General features: G+C 61.6%; 18 protein-coding genes and 2 pseudogenes. 8 read left to right on the forward strand and 12 right to left on the reverse strand.

Annotation, left to right across the window (positions count from 1 at the left end):
* Positions 1–372 precede the first annotated feature (372 nt).
* From ACLH0K_RS13750 to ACLH0K_RS13765, 4 genes are all read left to right on the forward strand, one after another.
* Entirely contained in the window at positions 373–1,875 is a 1,503-nt protein-coding gene (locus ACLH0K_RS13750; RefSeq protein ID WP_411374116.1) for a polysaccharide biosynthesis tyrosine autokinase, read from the forward strand.
* A gap of 178 nt (positions 1,876–2,053) precedes the next feature.
* Complete coding sequence (locus ACLH0K_RS13755) at positions 2,054–3,097, forward strand: glycosyltransferase family 4 protein (protein ID WP_411374117.1); 1,044 nt, start codon at positions 2,054–2,056, stop codon at positions 3,095–3,097.
* 36 nt (positions 3,098–3,133) lie between these two features.
* The gene (locus tag ACLH0K_RS13760) at positions 3,134–4,144 is read left to right on the forward strand and encodes a glycosyltransferase (RefSeq protein WP_411374118.1); all 1,011 of its coding nucleotides are present in this window, start codon (positions 3,134–3,136) and stop codon (positions 4,142–4,144) included.
* Between the two features lie 591 nt (positions 4,145–4,735).
* Positions 4,736–5,521, forward strand: coding sequence for a hypothetical protein (locus ACLH0K_RS13765; protein WP_411374119.1), 786 nt, complete (start codon positions 4,736–4,738; stop codon positions 5,519–5,521).
* Positions 5,522–6,072: 551 nt separating this feature from the next.
* Here ACLH0K_RS13765 and ACLH0K_RS13770 read toward each other — a convergent pair.
* A pseudogene (locus tag ACLH0K_RS13770) lies at positions 6,073–6,249 on the reverse strand (enoyl-CoA hydratase/isomerase family protein); the annotation flags it as partial.
* Positions 6,250–6,260: 11 nt separating this feature from the next.
* Positions 6,261–6,481, reverse strand: a pseudogene (locus ACLH0K_RS13775) (phenylacetate-CoA oxygenase/reductase subunit PaaK); the annotation flags it as partial.
* Positions 6,482–6,741: 260 nt separating this feature from the next.
* Here ACLH0K_RS13775 and ACLH0K_RS13780 point away from each other — a divergent pair.
* Positions 6,742–6,975 (forward strand): hypothetical protein, encoded by a 234-nt coding sequence (locus tag ACLH0K_RS13780; protein ID WP_411374120.1) that lies wholly within the window; start codon positions 6,742–6,744, stop codon positions 6,973–6,975.
* Positions 6,976–6,990: 15 nt separating this feature from the next.
* Here the strand turns inward: ACLH0K_RS13780 and ACLH0K_RS13785 are convergent, their stop codons facing one another.
* From ACLH0K_RS13785 to ACLH0K_RS13815, 7 genes are all read right to left on the reverse strand, one after another.
* Complete coding sequence (locus ACLH0K_RS13785; protein WP_411374121.1) at positions 6,991–7,776, reverse strand: enoyl-CoA hydratase/isomerase family protein; 786 nt, start codon at positions 7,774–7,776, stop codon at positions 6,991–6,993.
* A gap of 24 nt (positions 7,777–7,800) precedes the next feature.
* Positions 7,801–9,039 carry a 1,2-phenylacetyl-CoA epoxidase subunit PaaE gene (gene paaE, locus ACLH0K_RS13790; RefSeq protein ID WP_411374122.1) on the reverse strand — a complete coding sequence of 413 codons (1,239 nt, stop codon included), beginning with the start codon at positions 9,037–9,039 and terminating at the stop codon, positions 7,801–7,803.
* A gap of 9 nt (positions 9,040–9,048) precedes the next feature.
* A complete protein-coding gene (gene paaD / locus ACLH0K_RS13795; protein WP_411374123.1) occupies positions 9,049–9,564 on the reverse strand; it encodes a 1,2-phenylacetyl-CoA epoxidase subunit PaaD in 516 nt (171 codons plus the stop codon).
* A gap of 5 nt (positions 9,565–9,569) precedes the next feature.
* The gene (gene paaC / locus ACLH0K_RS13800) at positions 9,570–10,478 is read right to left on the reverse strand and encodes a 1,2-phenylacetyl-CoA epoxidase subunit PaaC (RefSeq protein ID WP_411374124.1); all 909 of its coding nucleotides are present in this window, start codon (positions 10,476–10,478) and stop codon (positions 9,570–9,572) included.
* Positions 10,475–10,900, reverse strand: coding sequence for a 1,2-phenylacetyl-CoA epoxidase subunit PaaB (gene paaB / locus ACLH0K_RS13805; protein ID WP_411376481.1), 426 nt, complete (start codon positions 10,898–10,900; stop codon positions 10,475–10,477). The genes paaC and paaB overlap by 4 nt, the downstream gene beginning before the upstream one ends.
* Before the next feature lie 5 nt (positions 10,901–10,905).
* The gene (gene paaA / locus ACLH0K_RS13810) at positions 10,906–11,931 is read right to left on the reverse strand and encodes a 1,2-phenylacetyl-CoA epoxidase subunit PaaA (protein ID WP_411374125.1); all 1,026 of its coding nucleotides are present in this window, start codon (positions 11,929–11,931) and stop codon (positions 10,906–10,908) included.
* A gap of 213 nt (positions 11,932–12,144) precedes the next feature.
* Positions 12,145–12,906, reverse strand: a complete 762-nt coding sequence (locus tag ACLH0K_RS13815) for a glycoside hydrolase family 16 protein (protein WP_411374126.1) — start codon at positions 12,904–12,906, stop codon at positions 12,145–12,147.
* Between the two features lie 61 nt (positions 12,907–12,967).
* Here ACLH0K_RS13815 and ACLH0K_RS13820 point away from each other — a divergent pair, with 61 nt between their 5' ends.
* Positions 12,968–14,059, forward strand: coding sequence for a hypothetical protein (locus ACLH0K_RS13820; RefSeq protein ID WP_411374127.1), 1,092 nt, complete (start codon positions 12,968–12,970; stop codon positions 14,057–14,059).
* Positions 14,060–14,104: 45 nt separating this feature from the next.
* On the opposite strand, the gene ACLH0K_RS13825 is transcribed toward ACLH0K_RS13820, so the two are convergent.
* Positions 14,105–15,214, reverse strand: coding sequence for a glutamate--cysteine ligase (locus ACLH0K_RS13825; protein WP_411374128.1), 1,110 nt, complete (start codon positions 15,212–15,214; stop codon positions 14,105–14,107).
* A 225-nt stretch (positions 15,215–15,439) separates the two neighbouring features.
* Here ACLH0K_RS13825 and ACLH0K_RS13830 point away from each other — a divergent pair, with 225 nt between their 5' ends.
* Positions 15,440–15,856 carry a hypothetical protein gene (locus ACLH0K_RS13830; protein WP_411374129.1) on the forward strand — a complete coding sequence of 139 codons (417 nt, stop codon included), beginning with the start codon at positions 15,440–15,442 and terminating at the stop codon, positions 15,854–15,856.
* Positions 15,857–15,991: 135 nt separating this feature from the next.
* On the opposite strand, the gene ACLH0K_RS13835 is transcribed toward ACLH0K_RS13830, so the two are convergent.
* Positions 15,992–16,447 (reverse strand): Hsp20/alpha crystallin family protein, encoded by a 456-nt coding sequence (locus tag ACLH0K_RS13835; RefSeq protein WP_411374130.1) that lies wholly within the window; start codon positions 16,445–16,447, stop codon positions 15,992–15,994.
* A 178-nt stretch (positions 16,448–16,625) separates the two neighbouring features.
* Positions 16,626–17,519 carry an SGNH/GDSL hydrolase family protein gene (locus tag ACLH0K_RS13840; RefSeq protein WP_411374131.1) on the reverse strand — a complete coding sequence of 298 codons (894 nt, stop codon included), beginning with the start codon at positions 17,517–17,519 and terminating at the stop codon, positions 16,626–16,628.
* A 153-nt stretch (positions 17,520–17,672) separates the two neighbouring features.
* Here ACLH0K_RS13840 and ftsH point away from each other — a divergent pair, with 153 nt between their 5' ends.
* A complete protein-coding gene (gene ftsH / locus ACLH0K_RS13845) occupies positions 17,673–19,664 on the forward strand; it encodes an ATP-dependent zinc metalloprotease FtsH (protein WP_411374132.1) in 1,992 nt (663 codons plus the stop codon).
* The last annotated feature ends 3 nt before the right edge of the window (positions 19,665–19,667 follow it).

Raw genomic sequence — 19,667 nt, forward strand, 5'->3', positions numbered from 1 at the left:
GCGTCAGGCAGCTTGTCACCGGTGCAGTCCAAGCAGAGTCATCATAGTAGATGCTCGTCTGACGTATGTTCCCAGAAGGTTGACCCTCGTCACAAAACGGCCCCGGGCCTGCAGCCTTTCCGCTCGTGCTGAAGCAAAAGTTAGAGCCCGCTTTAGTAGCTAGCATTCTTATGCCTGTGGCCGGCTAGCTCCCGCGGGCAAAAGTCGGAGTCGGTGGTATGTACAGGGCAACTTGGAAGCTACTGTTCGGCCTGCGTCTTACCCGTGCCCAGGTTTGGCAAGTTAATTGCTCTGCTGGCCACTACAATGGTATGGACTCATAGGCTGAGCTTGCGCACGGCAAGCGGTGCGAATCAAACAGGGGGACCCAGCTTGAACCTAGGCGACTACATTCGCGTTCTGCGCCGTAACTGGATGCTGCTTGCTGCTACAACCATGATTGGTCTCCTGCTGGGGGGATTGGCGTCCGTATTGGTGAAGCCAACGTACACTTCCGAGACGCAACTGTTCGTTGCTATACAGAGTTCTGGCTCTATCCAGGAGCTTCAGCAGGGCAACACTTTCAGCCAAGCGCGTGTCCAGTCCTATGTGAAGATGGTGCAGACGCCTATCGTGCTTCAGCCGGCGATCGACGCCTTGGGCTTGAGGGCGACGCCTGACGAACTGGCTTCGCGCGTGAAAGCTAGTACCGACTTGAACACAGTTCTCGTCAACATAGCAGTAACAGACCAGTCGCCAGTTCAGTCAGCAGCGGCTGCACAGGCCATTGCGCAGAGCCTCATCAAGGCAATTGATACGCTCGAAAAGCCCCAAAACGGTGGTGTATCACCCGTCACACTATCTGTTGTTCGACCAGCAGTGGCTCCTTCCGCGCCGTCTGCCCCCAATACCCGACTAAACCTTCTCATCGGTCTGGTTCTGGGGCTCGCAGCAGGGCTTGGAGGGGCAGTTCTTCGTTCCACCTTAGACAGTCGTATTCGGGGAGAGGCGGATCTGCGGCAGGTTACTTCCCTGCCGCTGTTGGGCGGAATAGCTTTCGATACGGAAGCCTCAAAGCGACCCCTCCTGACTCAAGTTGCCACGCAAAGTCCTCGTGCTGAATCCTTCCGTCAACTGCGTACCAATCTTAAATTCGCCAATGTTTCCGGCAAGGCTAAGTCAGTACTTATAACTTCTTCCCTTCCTGGTGAAGGTAAGAGCACCACAGCTGTAAATCTGGCCATTGCGATGGCTCAAGCTGGAGGGAGTGTTTGTCTTGTTGACGCGGACCTTCGGCGGCCCATGGTGGGCGACTATATGGGGCTGGAGAACAATGTCGGGTTAACTACTGCGCTTATCGGTGCCGCCGATACTGATGACGTCTTACAGCATTGGGGCGACAATGGCCTGTTTGTTATCACCTCGGGGCAGATTCCCCCGAATCCCAGTGAACTCTTGGGATCCGCTGAGATGAAAGCTCTAATTGAGCACCTCGAGCAAACTTTCGACGCCGTTATTATAGATGCCCCGCCCCTCTTGCCCGTGACGGATGCTACAGTTTTGGCCCAGCACGTGGGTGGGGTGGCTTTAGTTGTCGGCTCACAGAAAATAACTAGGAACAACCTAGAGCGATCCATCGGAGCTCTTGAATTGGTGCGCGCCGAGATCTTGGGTACCATCCTAAATCAGATACCTGCCAAGGGACCTGACGCCTACTCTTATGGCTACGCTGCATATGCCGGCGAGTTACAGGTACCAAGTAAACGTGATGAGGTTCCACATCTTGCTGCGCAAGTAAAATCTATGTCAGAGCAAAATCACGAAGATTTTATTGACTCACTTGTGAACACTGCTCCGGCCGCAGAGAAACGCTTTAGAATTAGGGAAGATTCGTAAGGGTTGCTTCTCTGCAACAGTCAGCATAACTGTTGCTCGCCTGACAAATGAAGCTTTAAGTATCCTTCCTGCCTGACCTTTCTTATTATTGGCCAGTCTATAACCACCACTGTGCCGTCTTGCTAATCTTTGTGTCGCTCTTCCTATAGGAGATGCTTTGAACAGAATCCATATATGTATGCGCGAACCGTATACCCGCCCCGGCGGCCTACATAGCTATGTGCGCGGGCTAGTATCCGGCCAAATTAGCATTGGGCTGAAGCCCATCGTGGTGGACTCTGTTAGCGCATCTGCACGGTTCAATGTGGCACAGGGCGTCTTGCCAGAGGTCATAGCTGCTGACGGCGCGACGGTGGCGGAATACCATTTTGCGCATAGTGCATTCCCGTTTCTCTCTCGACCCTGGGGACCTTGGAAGGAAGCGCCTCGCTTGTTCCACTTCCACGGGCCTTGGCATCAAGAGGGCGTCGTCCAAGGTAACGGACGAGCGAGGGTGTTCCTGAAGAAGGCCGTCGAGTCAGTGGTCTATAAAGGCTTTTCTCGGTTTATAGTCGCCTCAGATGCGTTCGGCAACTCTCTTGCCGAGCAATTTGGCGTAGAACGAGAGAAAATTACCACAGTCTATCCAGGCGTTGACACCGATAGGTTTTCGACCGATCTTTCATCAGCTCACGCTAGGGAGGTTTTGGACCTCCCCAGCGATACACCTATAGCGGCTGTTGTGCGACGGCTGGAGCCGCGCATGGGAGTAGCGGATGCCATAGTGGCGCTACAATCGATGCCCGACCTATACCTCATTATTGCAGGAACCGGTTCTCTGAATGGAGAGCTCCAGTCTTTAGTCCGAGACTTGCGTCTAACGGATCGCGTTCGATTTCTTGGCAGGGTCTCGGATGAGGCGCTTCCTCTTGTCTATCGCGCAGCCGACGTCTCCATAGTGCCAACTCGAGAATTAGAAGGTTTTGGGATGATTGTTCTGGAATCGATGGCCTGTGGCACGCCTGTTGTCGCGACCCGGGTAGGTGGTCTGCCTGAGGCTATGGGCCCATTTGCTGATGAGTGCTCAGTTAATCCACGTGAGCCCAAGGAACTGGCAAGTAAGGTACTGTCCGTTCTCGACAAGCCGAGCCTACGGCGTGAAGTCAGAAGTTTTGCCGAATCTCGAAGCAATGAAGAGATGGCTCGAAAAGTCGAAGGCGTTGTCCAGCAATTGCTGCGATGAGAAGGTGCATGACGTGACTGAAGACATAGGTGCATAATGCGAATTCTGTTCGTTGGAGATGCTTGGCTCGGTAGCAATGCCCGATCGCTTGCGAACGGCTTCAGGGCCGCGGGCCATACCGTGCTGCAAGTAGATACTGCGCCTCTGAACGTGCCGGAAAGGTGGGGTGCCCCCTGGGTTTACTCAAAACTAAAAGGGGAAAAGTCCCCGCAAATCATTTCTGCCATACATAATCGCATAGATCGCGCTGTTGCTGATTTTAAGCCCGATATACTCTTTTGTTTTAAGACCATTCATCTTAATCAAGAACGCTTACTTTCTTTGGATGGTCTCGTCCGAGTTCATTACAGCGCGGATGACGTCTCAAATCCGTACAATGTAACTTCTGCATACCTGCAGTTTGAGTGTGAATGGGATTCGGTCGTAACCACAAAGTTTCACAATGTGGCCGAACTTGAAGCGAGAGGTGCACGGAACGTCCAATACGTCATGAGTGCCTACGACCCTGCTCTCCACCATCCCGTTGCCCAGTTAGCCGATGAGCAATACAATGTGGGTTTTTTGGGGAACCTCAGACGTGACCGAATCGAGCTCATTCGGATGCTTGCCGCTCGATACGGTTCGAGGTTTGTGGTTGGAGGACCGGGATGGCGTACTGACAGAGTTTTACGAAGGTCACAAGCTAGCGTGCAACCTGGCGCTTATGGTGAAGATTTTTCATATTTCGTGTCTGCAGTCCGGGCAAACCTAGTGCTGCTGAACTCTGATAACCGTGATGCGCACACATGTCGCAGCTTCGAAGTGCCCGCCGCTGGAGGTCTTTTTGTTGGGGAGCGCACTGATGAACATCAGCTTATCCTTGACGACGACAAAGAGGCTTTTATGTTCAGCTCGAATGACGAGCTGATGGATGTCCTGGAGCAAATCCAAAGCAATCCGCGAGAGGCAGCCCAGCGAGCCGTGCGTGGGTTTTTAAGGATCCGTTCAAGCCACCACACGTATGAAGACAGAGCAAGGCAAATAGTCAATGGCCTCCAACTGAAATAACGAATACTGCGGAAGGCCCGTAACATGAACGAGTCGCTACTACTGTTGACAACGGTGCTTTCACTAACCACGACTTTAGTATTCGTCGGAGTTCGCCACGCTGGCGTCCTAGGCGTAATTTTGGTGGGGCAGGCACTGTACTGGACGATATCCTACGTCGTTCGGCCGGCGGTCCTTCTACTGGTACAGCCACGCCCGACCTTTGGCGATAGTGTAGCGGACCCCCGAATAGCATCTGGTGGTTACGAAACCTTCATGCCAGAGATACTCCGACCGATTGTTGTCGGCCTGTCTGTGTACGTGCTCGTGATCGCCGTTCTCTTAATAGTCCGCCGACGAACCAATTGGCGGAGTGAGGTAAAAAGCCACGCCCACACTCACACTGCCGTCCAACTTCAAGCGCTCGCTACCGCTTACACGGTAGGTTGGATCAGCAGACTTGCAGGTGAGCTCCTGGGTTCTTCGTCAATTCTCGATACTCTTTCGGGATTAGCAATCCTCGGAGCAGCAGGGCTCATACTTTTTGCTCCTCCAAGCGGAAGTGCAAAAGCAACCGTCCTCGTAGCCATTGCGGGTGAACTAGTATGGTCCATGGTTTCAGCATCCAAGACTCCCCTAATCGCAGCCATTTTATGCGTAGCCATCCGAGTCGCTATTTTGGGTTGGACTCGACAACGGCTGCGAGTTGTAGGCTGGGCGGCGACCGCTGCCGTGCTTGCCTTTCCCTTGCTTCAACAGCTGAAGTTGAGTGCAGATACCAGTTCCATCTTGAACGAAGCCGAGGCCGGATACCCGGCCATAGTACAACCTGTCATGCCGATAATTAGGCGTTTTGATCTTTTTTCTGCAGTTACCGATGCAACTTTGTTTGGACCCGGTGGCTGGATGAGCGCTGAAGAATTCTGGCGCAGGAGTATCGGCGGGCTTATCCCGCAGCCATTGCTTCTTGCTGAGAAGATCGGCGTCGGAACGATGTGGTCAGTAGAAATTAGATCAGCTTCCTTGGGCACAGCTAACAGCGAGGTTTCTCTTGCAGAGGGATTTATAGCCGAAGGATATGCTCTGAATGGTTACATCGGAGTGGTCCTCGGAGCTACTTTCATGGCGATTGCTGCGCTCCTAGTAAGTAATCTAATCAGCAGCTACCGACCATTTTTGGCATCGCTAGGTATGCTTCTCGTTTCTTATCCTGTCCTGTTTGAACGTGGGATAATTGGAACTGTTGAAGTTTTGGGTAAGTCGGTGCAAGTGGCTGCGTTGATGTGGCTCATATACATGATGGTGAGTAGTGTGTCTACGGCAAGGTTGCGCGTTCAGAACAGCAAGCAACTGGCCCTACCAACCTCGACTATCCGCGGCAAATCGAAATCGGATTAGCTCTGCTTCAGAAGTCTTGGCGGCGTGTTGGCCATATGCCCCACTTTCTGTCCAAGCTGGCGTCGCTTACGTGATGGGAGCGGCTACAAGGCACCGGAAAAGCTAAGACGTCTGGCCGACACTCATGGGGGAAATGATGGGCAACGAATACCACCGCGCCGACGGCTCACCGCGCTACGGGCACCGGACGGAGGGAACGGCGGAGGCAGCGGTGTCCGCTGCTCCGGCTGAAGAAGCAGCGCAGGCCGCAGGCCGCAGCCCGGCTGGGCCTGGACGAGCTGGCACTTGCCATAGACCGGCGGCTGGCCAGCGCCTGGGCAGACGCGCCCGACCCTGCCGTGGTAGCCCTGCGGAGCGAAAACCCCGATGAGCTGGCCGCCGCCCGGGTGCTGGTCAGGCTGCACCTGGGGCCGCAGCGCCAATGGCCCCCCGGAAAAATGTAACCGGTACGCGCCACGAAACCCAGAAGGCTGGGCAAACTACGCCTTTTGTGCCCTTGTCCCGGCGGGCGTTTAGTGGCCTTGCGGTTCAAGCAGCAGTAGGAACTCGCCGCCTGCCATCAGAGGCGCGCCCCTCTCTCCCCGCAGCAGCAGCGCCCGCACCTCACCACGATCGGCGGCGGCAGCAGCGTCATCGTACGCCTGCCTCAGCTCGTTCAGCGCATGCTCGTCCAGCGAATTCAGCTTCTGCGGCGCATCCAGCACCACCCCGGCGACGCCGTTGCTGATGGAAAGGGAACAGGCTTGCCCGACATGAACAGCTCAAACCGCACATTCTCCGGCTTCACACCCCGCCCGGCCAGGGTGTCCGGGCACAACTGCACCAGCTCGAACGGTCAACAAGGAACCACTCATCCACGTCATCCGCGCGGGTAGCGATTTTCAGCAGCTGCTGCAGCTCCTTTGCGTCGATCCTTCCGCTCAGCAGCGGGGCGATCCGCTTCTCACGGCTCAGCACGTGACCGCCGCGTCACTAGCTCCGGATATTGGCAGGGGCCCGGAGGCTCATTTCGTTCCTGTTAGTTCCAGTGACGGCGAGGGTAAGTAATGGTTATGATTCATTTACTCTTCACTGTGGCCTAGGGCCTTTTTTCATTAACTGCAACGAACGCCGGGGGGCACTGCTTTATGGAACTCACACCTGAAATGGCACGACATATCAACCGGGCAGCACAAGTTATGAGCGGGCTGTCCAGGGCAATATCGCAGGATTGCAGCTGGATGCGCACCAACAGTGCCCTGCACGCCGAGATCCTTGACCTGCAGAATGAGCTCAGGGACTACGCTGCGGGCGTCCTGGGCTCCAGCGACATGAGCGAGCACCTAATGGAAGCGCACACCGTCGGAAACCAGTTGCGTGAATTGTTCCAGCCCCTCATGATTCCGGGCATAACAACTCCCACAAACGACGCTCCAGAAGGTTTCGATCTTGACCCGGACTCAGTACCGTCCTAAGCCGCCGCCGGGCAGCTACACCAAACCGCTGAAGCGGGGCTCGCGCTTTTCCTGGAACGCCCGGAAGCCTTCCGCATAGTCTTCGGTTTTGCAGAGCCGTGCCTGCTCGGTGTTCTCCTCCTGCATGGCCTCCCACAGGCCCAGGCGCTGGTCGCGGATGTGTGCCACTAGCTCCTTGGAAGCCACGAAAGCACCCGTCGCACCCTGAGCTACCCGGCCCACAATCTCCCTGGTCGAATCCAGCAGCGAATCCGCCGGCATGGCCCGGCTGAACATCCCCTGCGCCACGGCCTCGGTACCCGAGATCAGGTCGGCCGTGTAGATCAGGTCCAGCGCCCGGTGCATGCCCAGCCGCTCCGTGAAGTACCAGTGCCCGCCCGAGTCCAGAGTCGCCCCGAGCTTCGCGAACGGCGACCCGAACTTGGCGTTCTCCGCCACGTACACCACGTCCGTGGCCAGCAGCAGCCCCAGCCCGACCCCCAGGCACGCGCCTTGCGCGGCCGCGAACGTCGGCGCCGGGAACGACGCCATCTTTTTCAGCAGCGGCTCCACCAGCCCGCCTAGGTAGGCGGCGGCGTCGTCGCTTTCCGGTGTGACGTTCGAAATGTCCCGGCCGGCGCAAAAGGCGCGGCCCTCTCCGCGCAGGAGCAGCGCCCGCACCTGACCGCGTTCGGCGGCGGCAGCAGCGTCGTCGTACGCCTGCCGCAACCCGTTCAGCGCATGCTCGTCCAGCGAGTTCAGCTTCTGCGGGGCATCCAGGACAACCTCGGCGACGCCGTTGCTGATGGAGAGGGAAATCATGGGGCTCCTTAATTGGGACAGAACTTAGACGTCGAAGTCGACGGTGACCTCATTGCTGGTGGGGTGGCTCTGGCAGGTCAGCACGTACCCCTTGTCCAGCTCATCCTGCTCCAGCGCGTAGTTTTCGTCCATGGCCACGCTGCCGGCCACCACCTTGGCCCGGCACGTGCCGCACACCCCCCCGGCGCACGCGAACGGCACGTCCGGCCGGACCCGCAGCGCGGCGTTGAGGATCGACTCGCGGGCGTGCGTGGGGCTGGCCACGTCGCCCTGCAGCCCGTCCAGCTTGAACGTGATCTTGTACGTCTCCTGGCTCTCGTCCACCACCACGGGACGGCCCGCGTGCCCCTCCGGCCGGTCCGGCTTGCCGGACGTGAACAGCTCGAACCGGATGTTCTCCGGCTTCACGCCCCGCTCGGCCAGGGTGTCCCGGCACAGCTGCACCAGCTCGAACGGCCCGCACAGGAACCACTCGTCCACGTCGTCCGCGTGGATGGCGGTGTCCAGCAGCCTCTGCAGCTTTTCGGCATCAATCCTGCCGCTGAGCAGCGGCGCGATCCGCTGCTCACGGCTCAGCACGTGGTGGATGGCCAGCCGCTGCGGGTACTTGTCCTTCAGGTCCGCCAACTCCTCCAGGAACATCACGTCCATGGCGGCCTTGTTGGCATAGATCAGGTCGAACCGGGTATCCGTGCTGGCGGCCAGCAGCGTCCGGGCGATCGCGATCACCGGGGTGATGCCGCTGCCCGCGGCGATGGCCACGAAGTTGCCACCTGCCCGGCCCCGCTCCCCCGCCAGCTCCTCCGGATGGTTCATGGAGTTCATGACGTTCTGCTCCACGGCCTTGCCGTCCCGGCCGTGCTTGGACACGAACGCGCCCATGGGGCTCATCACGTCCAGGTTGTCCCCGGCCTTCAGCTCGGCGTTGGCCCACGTGGAGAACAGCCCGCCCAGGTCCTTCTTCACCGCCACCCGGATCTCGCTGCTGCCGTCCTCGAAACTGCGCGGCTCGGCGCAGATAGAGTAGCTGCGGCGCACCTCATGCAGCTCGCCGGACGCGTCCGGCAGCTTGGTGCGCAGGGCCACGTACTGGCCGGGCAGGTAGTCGAACTGCCCGGCCAGCTCTTTCGGCACCGCGAAGGTGACCTCGATGGCGTCCTCCGTCAGCCGGCGCACCTCCTTCACGGCGAGCGTGTGGAAGGACGGACGACGGCGGCCGGTCACCTCAGCCTCTTCGGCGGCGGTCTGGCGGACAACAGGCATGGGGCTTCCTTACAGGACCTTGAAGTAGTCGAACGGTTCGCGGCAGTCCTGGCATACGTACAGGGCCTTGCAGGAGGTGGAACCGAAGCGGGTGAGCTCTTTCGTGTTCAGGCTGGAGCATTGCGGGCACTTGACGGCCATCTTCAGTTTGACGGGGCCCTGGTTTACTGCGGCCAGGCCCGACGGCGGCGCGATCCCGTACTCCTCCAGCTTGGCTTTGCCCTCGGCCGTCATCCAGTCCGTGGTCCAGGCCGGGGCGAGGACCAGGTCCACCTGCACATCCGGGTACCCCTCCTTGGCGAAGGCCGCCTTGAGGTCATCGCGGATGGCGTCCATGGCCGGGCAGCCCGAGTACGTGGGCGTGATGGTGACCCTAATCTGTTGGCCCTCCACCTGGACGTCCCGCAGGATGCCCAGGTCCGCGATGGTGAGCACGGGGATCTCCGGATCACACACCGTGGCGGCGATGTCCCACGCCCTCTGCCTTGGCGTGCGGGTCCGGGTTTCGAAGTCCGAAATGTACATGGGCGTCACCACGTCGCTCCGGGATGCTCGCGGGCCAGCACCTGCATCTCGGCGAGGATGTAGCCCAGGTGTTCCGAGTGCCTGCCCTGCCGGCCGCCGCCGGGCGCGGGCGGGACGTCCGGCACCTCAAGTTCCGCTTCGTGAAGGACTTCGCCGGCCAGGCGGTCAAAGTCCGCCTTCAGTTCGGAAGGTACGACGGCGGCGCCCGCCTCCGCGAGGCGCGTCACCAGGTCATCGTCATGGAAAAGCTCCTCGACATACGGCCACATCAGGCGCAGGCCGTGGATCATCCTTGTCCTTGACTCGTCGGTGCCGCCGGCCAGGCGCAGGATCCACTGGGCGCTGTGGTCCCGGTGGTAGTCCACTTCCTTGACGGCCTTGGCGGCGATGGCTGCCAGGGTGGCGTCCGTGGATTCGGTGAGACGGCGGTAGAGCTCGTACTGGTAGTAGCTCACGATGAACTGCCGGGCGATAGTCACCGCGAAATCGCCGTTGGGCTGCTCGAACAGCTGGACGCTGCGGAACTCGTGTTCACGGCGGAAGTAGGCCAGGTCGTCCTCTGACTTGTCCCAGGCTGCTCCGGCGTAGGTGAGGAAGCTGCGGGCGTGGCCCAGCTGGTCCAGGGCAATATTGCCCAGGGCGATGTCCTCCTCCAGCTCCGGGGCGCGGGAGATCCAGTGGCCCAGGCGCTGGGCGAGGATCAGGGCGTCGTCGCCGAGGCGGAGGGCGTACTCTGCGACGTCCCCGGACGGCTTGGCCAGGCCGGTTTTGACTTCGAGGGCGATGTCCTCCGGACGGAGCGCGTTGCCGGGGGTGATGCGGGTGGCGGAGGCGTTGGAGTCGCCACCCGCGACGCCAGTGGAAATGTCACCGTGGCCGGTTGTGGTTTCGGTGTTTGATCCAGAGCTGTTCACAGGTGCTTTACCCCTTCGCTTTTGGTGTAGTACGTGGCGTGCCGGTAGTCCTTGCCCTGCGGGGACTCGAAGAAGGAACCCTTGGCGTCGGGATCGCTGGCGGCGATGGCCTCCGCAGGGACAACCCAGATGGAGACGCCCTCATTGCGGCGGGTGTAGAGGTCCCTTGCGTTGCGGAGGGCCATGGCCGCGTCCGGTGCATGCAGGGACCCGGCATGGACGTGGCTCAGGCCGCGGCTCGACCGGACAAAAACCTCCCACAGGCCCCAGGCGTTGCGGTCATGGTGTTGCTCGGGCGTAGGGCTGGTTACCACCGCGGCCTGTGCTTCCGCGGGAGTAACAGCCGGGCTGGCTTTCGGCGCTTCGCGCTTGATCTCCGCTGCCGAGCTGGCCGGTTCTTCCGGGTTGCCGTGGGGGGCCATCGGACTCATGCTGCGTATTCCTTCTGCTTTTTTGCTGACTGTTTCGCCGCATAGGCCGCGGCTGCTTCGCGGACCCAGGCGCCGTCGTCGTGCGCCTGCCTGCGCCGCTCAAGGCGCTGGGCGTTGCAGGGGCCGCGGCCGGCGAGTACTTCCTGGAACTCGTTCCAGTCGAGGGGGCCGTGCTCCCACTTTCTGGTGTCCTCGTTGTAGCGGATCTGGTCATCCGGGAGGGTTAGGCCGAGGACCTTGACCTGCTCCACCATCATGCCGACGAAGCGGCTGCGCAGTTCGTCGTTGCTGAAGCGCTTGATGTTCCAGGCCATGGACTGCCTGGAGTTGGGGGAATCGTCGTCCGGCGGGCCGAACATCATCAGGGCCGGGGCGTACCAGCGGTTCACGGCGTCCTGGGCCATCTGCTTCTGCTCGGGCGTACCGTTGGAAAGTTCAAGCAGAATCTCGAAGCCCTGGCGCTGGTGGAACGACTCCTCCTTGCAGATGCGGACCATGGCGCGGCCGTAGGGGCCGTACGAGGCGCGGCACAGCGGGACCTGGTTGCAGATGGCGGCGCCGTCCACCAGCCAGCCGATGGCGCCCATGTCCGCCCAGGTGAGCGCGGGGTAGTTGAAGATGCTGGAGTAGCGGGCCTTGCCGGCGATGAGGGCGTCCATCATCTCGTCCCGCGTCTGGCCGAGCGTTTCCGCGGCGGAGTAGAGGTAGAGCCCGTGGCCGGCCTCGTCCTGGACCTTGGCCATCAGGATGGCCTTGCGCTTGAGGCTGGGGGCGCGGGAAATCCAGTTGGCCTCCGGCTGCATGCCAATGATCTCGGAGTGCGCGTGCTGGCTGATCTGGCGGAGCAGGGTCTTGCGGTAGGCCGCCGGCATCCAGTCCCTGGGCTCGATGCGGGAGTCCTCGGCCATGATGCGGTCAAAGTAGGCCTGGCCTTCGGCATCCCGTTCTGCCTGGGCCGCCTGCTCCTGGCGCTGCTCGGCTGTGGACTCAGCGGGCACTGACTGCAGGTTCTGCGCTGCCATGGTTGCTCCTATGCAATGACTTCCGGGACGTGCGGAATTATTTACCGACCGTTCGTTCAGGATATGCAAAGCCTTTGGCACCGTCAAGCGCTCCTCCCCCTCCGGCGCTTCCTCACTTCCTTGCACCTTTCCGGGCAGCCCCCGTTCAATGTCCGTGGAGGCGCACCTGCCATCGATATCTTTTCGGCGGCAGTCGGAGCCAAGCATTCTGGCCTAGGCGGTTCTGCCCACTGCGGAATGCACCAGGGCTGCCTTCGGGTACTGCTGCCGGTCACGGTGTTCAGTACGGGGAAATTCGAAAAGGCCGATCATCAGTTGCTGCTCGTAGTCGAGCCTCTGGGTGGTCGTCATGATCACCTGTCCGTCAACGGAGAACTCCGCCCCGTCCTCCGACCATCGGACGCCGTAGCTGTGCCGCTGTGTGGCATCAATGGGCAAGGGGACGTCCCGGACGTCATTCCTTAACCGCGGATCGTGGTGCGCCTTGATGCCCACCCGGACGGTGCTGCCGCCAAGCGAGATTTTGTCGCCGAAGAGTTCCGCGATGCACAGCTCTCCGGAATCGTCGGGGCCTGACTGCTCAAAGCCGACCAGCCATATTCCCACCATGCACGTGGGATCGGCGGTGGCACTGACCCGCACCTCGACCTCGCCTGCACTTGGTGTCCACAACCGGCGGGTGGGTTGCGGGGTCACCACGTGGAGGCCGTCGGTGCGGTGGCGGTGCGTCCCAAGAACCGAGCCCGCAGGCCCGGAAAAGGTCCCGGTTTGGAGGTTGCTGACCCGCATGGGTCCGTCAGCGGTCCGCCATGCTGGCTGGTCGGCATCAATTCGCAGCCGAATCCCATCACCGGGGAAGTCGTAGCGGGCCCGGGACCGGGCCGGAACAGTCCAGTGGGGAAGATAGTGATCCACCCAAATGTCCTCAGTGAGAGTGGGACCTACAAAGCGCTCATCGAAGCTGTTTACAGGCACGGCCACATCCTAAACGGGACCCAGCTGGCGGCGGGGCAAGCGCTTGCTTCACCATGGGTTGGTGACTGATGAGCGTTCTCTTTCTGCTGCCGAACCTGCCGGGCTGCAGCCCACTACCGGGCTGCAGATCGGCCTGCTGGTCCCGCCATCCCTGACACCGGTGTTGGGTTCTGAGGTCACCGCTTCGCTGTGCGATGCCCTCATGCAGCAGTACCCGGGCGTGCGCTGGGAGCTGACGCTGGTGGAGGACAGGCTGGTGGAACCACCCACCGATACCCTGGACCTGCTGGAGGCCGCCCGCAGCCGGGTCCTGGAAGAAGGCTGGGACCTGGCAGTGGTCCTCACGGATCTGCCGCTGAAGGAGGGCCGGCGGCCCGTGCTCACCCAGCTGAGCCCCCTGCACTCTGTAGGACTGGTGGCCGTTCCCGCCCTCGGAGCCAGGCACGTGCGGCAAAAGACGCAGGACACCACGGTGCAGGTAGTGGGGCAACTGCTGGGCTACGACGGCGGCGACCTCGAGGCACAGCAGAACCTGGCCCGGAATGCCCGGCAGCTTTCCACCGACCTGGAGGACCGCCCGCAAGACAACGCGGTGCAATTCACGGCCCGGGTGCTGACCGGCAACGTCCGGCTGCTGCTGGGCATGATCCGGGCCAACCGCCCCTGGGCCTTCGTGGCCAGGCTCTCACGGGCGCTGGTGGTGGCGGCAGCCACCGGGGTGCTGACGCTGGTCGCCTCGGATTTATGGTTACTTGCACTGGCTTACGGACCACTGCGCCTTGGATCGCTTGCGGTGATGGCGGTCGTGGCGGTGAGCGCCACCCTGATCCTGGGTGGCGGTTTGTGGGAACGCCCCCGACGGCGGGCACAGCGGGAGCAGGTCACCCTGTTCAATCTGGCCACTGCCGCCACCGTAACCATCGGCGTCCTGGTGTTCTACCTGGCCCTGTTCATCCTTTCCCTGCTTGGCGCGTTCCTGCTCGTCGATGAGAAGGTGCTGGCCGGCGTCGTAGGTCATCCTGTCAACGCACTGGACTATGTGAAGCTAAGTTGGCTCACCGCAAGCCTGGCCACCGTGGGCGGAGCACTGGGAGCCGGGCTTGAGGACGAGGACGTGGTACGCGCCGCCGCCTACACCCGGTCAAACAACTGACGGGGCCCGGCAACGCCAGCCGAGGCCCTGGGAGTGCCGGAAGCTTCAGGAGGTGGTGCGCTTTGCGGCGTCAAGGATGAGTTTGCGGAAGCTGCCGGCGCCGTCCATGATGATCCGCTGCCGGCTGGCACCGGTGCCGCAGTCCAGGATCTGCCCGACGATGTCCTCGACGAATGTCCTGTCCCCGGCCTCCGTCAACGCATCCCCGGTATGCGCCAGGAGAGTCTGCACGCATTCTGCTGCAGGGCGCGGCCGGTTTAGTTCGGGATGCATAAGCTCATCCCCAATGCCGTACCTGCTGGCACGCCATGAGGCCAGGCGCAGCATTTCCGCGGGGACTGCCGGGTGCGGTTTTCCGTCAGCCCAGTCCCTGGCGGCGGTTTCCACCAGGGCCCGGACGATCCCTGCGATGGCTACGGCATGGGCTGGATCGGTGCACACGTCCGGGACCCGGATTTCGACTGTCGGATGGTTGGCCGAGAGGCGGGCATCAAAGTAAATCTGGCCGCGGTCCAGGAGGACGTTGCAGGAAAGCAGCATCTCCACCAGGTCGTGGTACGAGCGGGCCGAACCGAATGTCACAGTGGGCCCGGCCGTTGGCCAGCGCCGCCAGATCTGGTAGCGGAAGCTGGCATAACCGGTGTCCTTACCCTGCCAATAGGGTGAGTTGGCAGACAGGGCTATGAGGATGGGAAGCCAGATCCGGATCCGGTCAAGGACCGCGACGCCCTCCTCAGGGGAGTTAACCCCGACGTGCACGTGGAAACCGCACATCAGGTGTTCCCGGAGCGGCAACTGGAACCGCTCTTCCATGGCCCGGTAGCGGGGTTTTTGAACCAGGTGCGGCAACGCAGGAAGGGGCGAAGTACCCAGTGCGGCAATCCTGGCGCCGAAAGCCCCGGCCTGCCGGTCAGCTTCTGCCCTGCCCTCCTTGAGCGCAGCCGCAAGATCGGTCAGGCAGGTGAAAGGAGCGGAAACCGCTTCAACCTGCTCACGCTGCACTTCGGTTGTCAGGCTGCTGCCCTGCGGCCCTGTTGCCCTGCCGCCGGCATCCTTCAAGGACGTGGCAGCGATTAGTTCTTCGCCCACCGCGGCATGTTTTCCGGTTTCGGCGTCAACGAGCAGGAACTCCTCTTCCACCCCGAAGCTTCGCATAACGCAAGTTTGCATGGTCCCTTACCGTTCGCCAATGGTTCCGGTGTGGCCGCTTGCCCCTAACCAGATGGCCGTGCCCCTCGTCCTGCACCCAGCCCCACCGTGTGATGCATCTAGAATCGACGCAATGAGCAGGCGCGGCATTCCGCTTCGGCCCCTATGCCGATTAGGCTGTCGGGATGGCCTTGCGGCCGAGCGTCGCACAGTAGTTGGGGGGAGATTGTGATGGGTTTGGAGCAGCAGGTGCCCTCGCCTCGCTACACCTTGAGTGACGACGGGGACTTCCTGCGCCTGGAATGGACGCCCGGGGTCATGATCGAAGCCGACGACATCCGCTCGACAATCGCCGCTGTCAATGCGGCATCCCCCCACGGCAGGCGGCCGTTGCTGGTGCAAATCGGACCGTTGGAGTGGATCAGCCAGGAAGCCAAGCAACTGCTCATCGATGACACGTGCTCCATCCGCACCGCTGTTGTGGGCGTCGATGATGTGGGCAGGGTAATCACTGCCTTCAACTACAGGTCCGCCACCCCCAGCCGGTACTTCACGCAGGAGTCGGACGCTATCGCCTGGCTCCTAAAGGACCGCATTGATGGCCATACCGTGGCATCTGCCGCTGACACTCACCACCAGGACCCGTGACGCGGGCAGGGGGAGGCAGCCCGGACAAAACCGCCTTGGCGGCGGCTTGCGGGCGGCTGCCTCCGCTCCCTCCTGAAATGCGGCCAGGAGTTCCTGCCCGTGCGGCGTGTCCGGTCCGGGCGCCGCAGGCGCGGCTTATGCCTGCCCTGCTGCTGATCCGCCCGCGCCTGCCGTGGCACCAGTCCGGCTGACCGGAATCTTCCGCGAGGACGTCCCGCCTGTTTCTTCAGGCAGTGGGATGCGGACTTCCAGGATTCCGTCGTCGTAGGTGGCACGGATGTCGCCTTCGCTGACAGGGCCCGGCAGGCTCACCGTGCGCGAGAAAGTCCCGTAACGGAACTCGGAGCGGTACCCCTCCTTGCCCTTGTGCTCAGACTTCTCCTCGTGCCGCACATTGATCCGCAGGTCGTTGCCCACCAGTTCGATGTCCACGTCCTTTACAGGATCGATACCGGGAACCTCGGCCTTGACCACCATGGACCCCGCATCGCGGTATTCCTCCACCCGGAGCCAGGATGTCATGTCCCCTTCGAGGAACCGGCGGAAGGGTTCGGTGATATCAGCGCCACCCCAGCGCATAATGTTGGCCATTACGGCCACCTCCTCTCTGTACCGTCCGGCCCTGGCCTAAGCCGACGGGCAAGGACCGGGATCCTATTGCCAATGACTTCAAGCCTCGCAACTTCATCACTCGCACGATATGTATTGACCGATATAGATTTTCTAGCACTGCAGGTGCAGATCATCAAGGGTGCGTTTGCTACGCCCGTTACCCCTCCGCCACCGCCGGGGAGCGGTCCAGCCCGCCTGTTACCGGAAGGACCTGGACGGCTTCCGGCCGCTTGGCCCGACGTGCTACCTCTTCCCGTGCATGCGGCCGGATCTGCCGCAAAGCCCATGGAAGCAGGTAATCCTTGGCCCAGCGAAGGTCTTCGGTCCTGGCCTGCCGCCAACTGCCCTCCGGGAGGTCCTTTGGTTCCATTGGCTGGAGAGAATGTGCAACATTGAGGGTGTCCAGCACCATGGCTGCAACAGTGTGGTGCCCCAGCGGAGAGAGGTGCAGCCGGTCCGGATCCCACATCCGCCGGTCCGCCAACTGCCTTATGGCCCACAAGTCAGCAACGACGGCATGATGGCGGTAAGCGATGGCACGCACGTCCTCATTGAAGATGGCTACCTTGGCCCGGTTGCGGCCCAGTACAGGAGTCGATGCCCACTCCGGTCCGGTGAACAGCACCACGGTGGCCCCTGTCTGCGCAAGCACTGCTACGCCGGTCTCGAGTTTCCCCGCCAGCTTGTCGGGGTCGCTGCCGTGGAACACCATGTCATTACCCCCGGCTGACAGGCTGACCAGGTCCGGTTCCAGCGCCAGCGCAGGCCCCACCTGCCGGCTCAGAATCTGTTCGAGCAGCAGGCCACGGACGGCGAGATTTGCATACGCGAAGTCCTCCTGCCCGGCGGCCAGCTCCTCGGCCACCCGGTCCGCCCAGCCCCGCATTACGCCGGGGCTTCCCGGCACCGGGTCACCTACTCCCTCGGTGAACGAATCTCCCAAAGCCACGTAACGCCGCCACGGGTGTCCGCCCGCAGCACCGGCAACGCCATGCAGCCGACCGGCCGCGGAAATACGACGGCCGGCCACATCCGGACCATCCGCCCTCACCGCTCTACCTCCTAGTGGAAATAAATTCTCTTATCGTGGATAACCTTCTAGGAGGAGCCGCTATTCCGCCCGGACCGGCTGGATGGGTTGACGTGAAGCGGGCAGGTCGCTACAACGTGAACAGCGGTAAGTATGAGGTTCTAGAGGTGCATCGTGAACGACTCTGCCCCACTTCAGAACAAGCAGGGACAGGACGCGTCCGCGCCCGCCCGCGAGTCCTGGCCGCGGGTTCCGTGGCGGACAGAGGGCCTGCCCGATCAGGACGGAAAACCAGGAAAACGCCGCTGGTGGCGGACGCTGCTCATCGCTGCCCTCTACCTGGCGGTGTTCTTTGCCCTGACGCTTCAGGACCAGCAGAACCAGCCGCAGTCCGTTCCCTACACCGAATTCAAGGCGCAGGTCCGGGAGAACAATATCGAGGAAATCTTTGCCAGGGGCCAGAGCATCGAGGGCAGCCTGCGCAGCGAAAGGCCCCTCCCTGGCAACGACGGCGGGAACTACAGCCAGTTCACAACAGAGCGCCCCCTCTTCGCGGACGACGCCCTCCTAACCGAACTGGAACAGAACAACGTCACGGTCCGCGCCACCCCGCTGGTGGAGGAACGGGGCATCCTGACCAACCTGTTGATTTCAATTGCTCCCATAGCGCTGCTGGTCCTTTTCTACCTTTGGCTGTTCAAAAAGCAGTCAGGATTGCTGGGTATGGGCGGTTTCGGAGCAGGGGCAGGGAAAAAGTTCCAGCCGGTAGAGCCGGGAAAAATCCGGGTCACGTTCAAGGACGTGGCCGGCATTGACGAGGTCGAAGCCGAAATTTCGGAGGTAGTGGACTTCCTCAAGGACCCCAAGAGGTATCAGGACATCGGCGCAAAACCTCCCAAAGGCGTCCTTCTCAGCGGCCCTCCGGGTACCGGCAAAACCCTGTTGGCCAGGGCAACCGCAGGTGAAGCCGGAGTCCCCTTTTTCCATGCCAGCTCCTCCGAGTTCGTGGAGATGGTTGTGGGTGTGGGCGCAAGCCGTGTCAGGGAACTGTTCCAGGCCGCCCGCAATGCTGCCCCTTCAATCATCTTCATCGACGAAATCGATGCCATAGGCCGCAAGCGGGGCGGCACGCTGGCAGTTGGCGGGCACGATGAGCGGGAACAGACATTGAACCAGATCCTGACGGAGATGGACGGATTCTCGTCGTCGGAAGGGATTGTGGTCCTGGCAGCAACAAACCGGCCCGACGTCCTGGACCCTGCCCTTCTCCGCCCCGGCCGCTTTGACCGGTCCATCACAGTGCACGCCCCGGACCAGGCGGGGCGGGCGCAAATCTTGAGGGTCCACGCCGGAAACGTCAGGCTCGCCGCTGACGTTGACCTTGACGCCATCAGCCGTGCCACGCCCGGAATGACGGGCGCCGAGCTCGCCAACCTGGTCAACGAGGCGGCCTTGCTGGCCGTCAAGCGTTCCCGCCCCGCAGTGACGCAGCGTGACCTGCTCGACGCGCTGGAAAAAGTCCAGCTGGGGACCGTCCGGAACGTCGTCATGCCGGCCGAAGAACGCCGGCGCACCGCCTACCACGAGTCCGGACACGCACTGTTGGGAATGCTCGAACCCGGCGCTGATCCGGTCCGGAAGATTTCCATCATCCCCCGCGGCCGTGCACTCGGCGTCACTCTCTCAACCCCGGACACGGACCGCTACGGGTACGACGAAAACTACCTCAAGGGGAGGATCGTCGGCGCGTTGGGAGGTATGGCGGCGGAAGACCTTGTTTTCGGTGTGGTCACTACCGGCGCTGAAAGCGACCTGCAGACCAGCACCCACCTGGCACGGATGATGGTGGGCCGCTGGGGCATGTCAAAGCGCATTGGACCGGTGCAGGTCCTCCCCGAAGAGGGCGATCCCCGGGCAGCAGGTGTGTCGGAAGGAATGCTGGACGTTGTGGCTGACGAAGTGCGGGCGTTGGTCGACCAGTGCCATCAGCGGGCAATGGAACTCCTGCAAGAGAACCGGTGGCGCCTCGATGCCCTCGCCCAACGGCTCCTCGAGAAGGAAACGCTCGACGAGCCCGAAATTTACAAGGCCGCGGGTCTCCGCCGTCCCCAGGCGGACACCTCTCCAGCAAAGTCACCCCATCCGAGCGTGCCGGCCGGCAGCTGACGG

It is taken from the genome of Arthrobacter sp. MPF02, from assembly GCF_046605375.1.
In the GTDB taxonomy this organism is placed as follows: domain Bacteria; phylum Actinomycetota; class Actinomycetes; order Actinomycetales; family Micrococcaceae; genus Arthrobacter.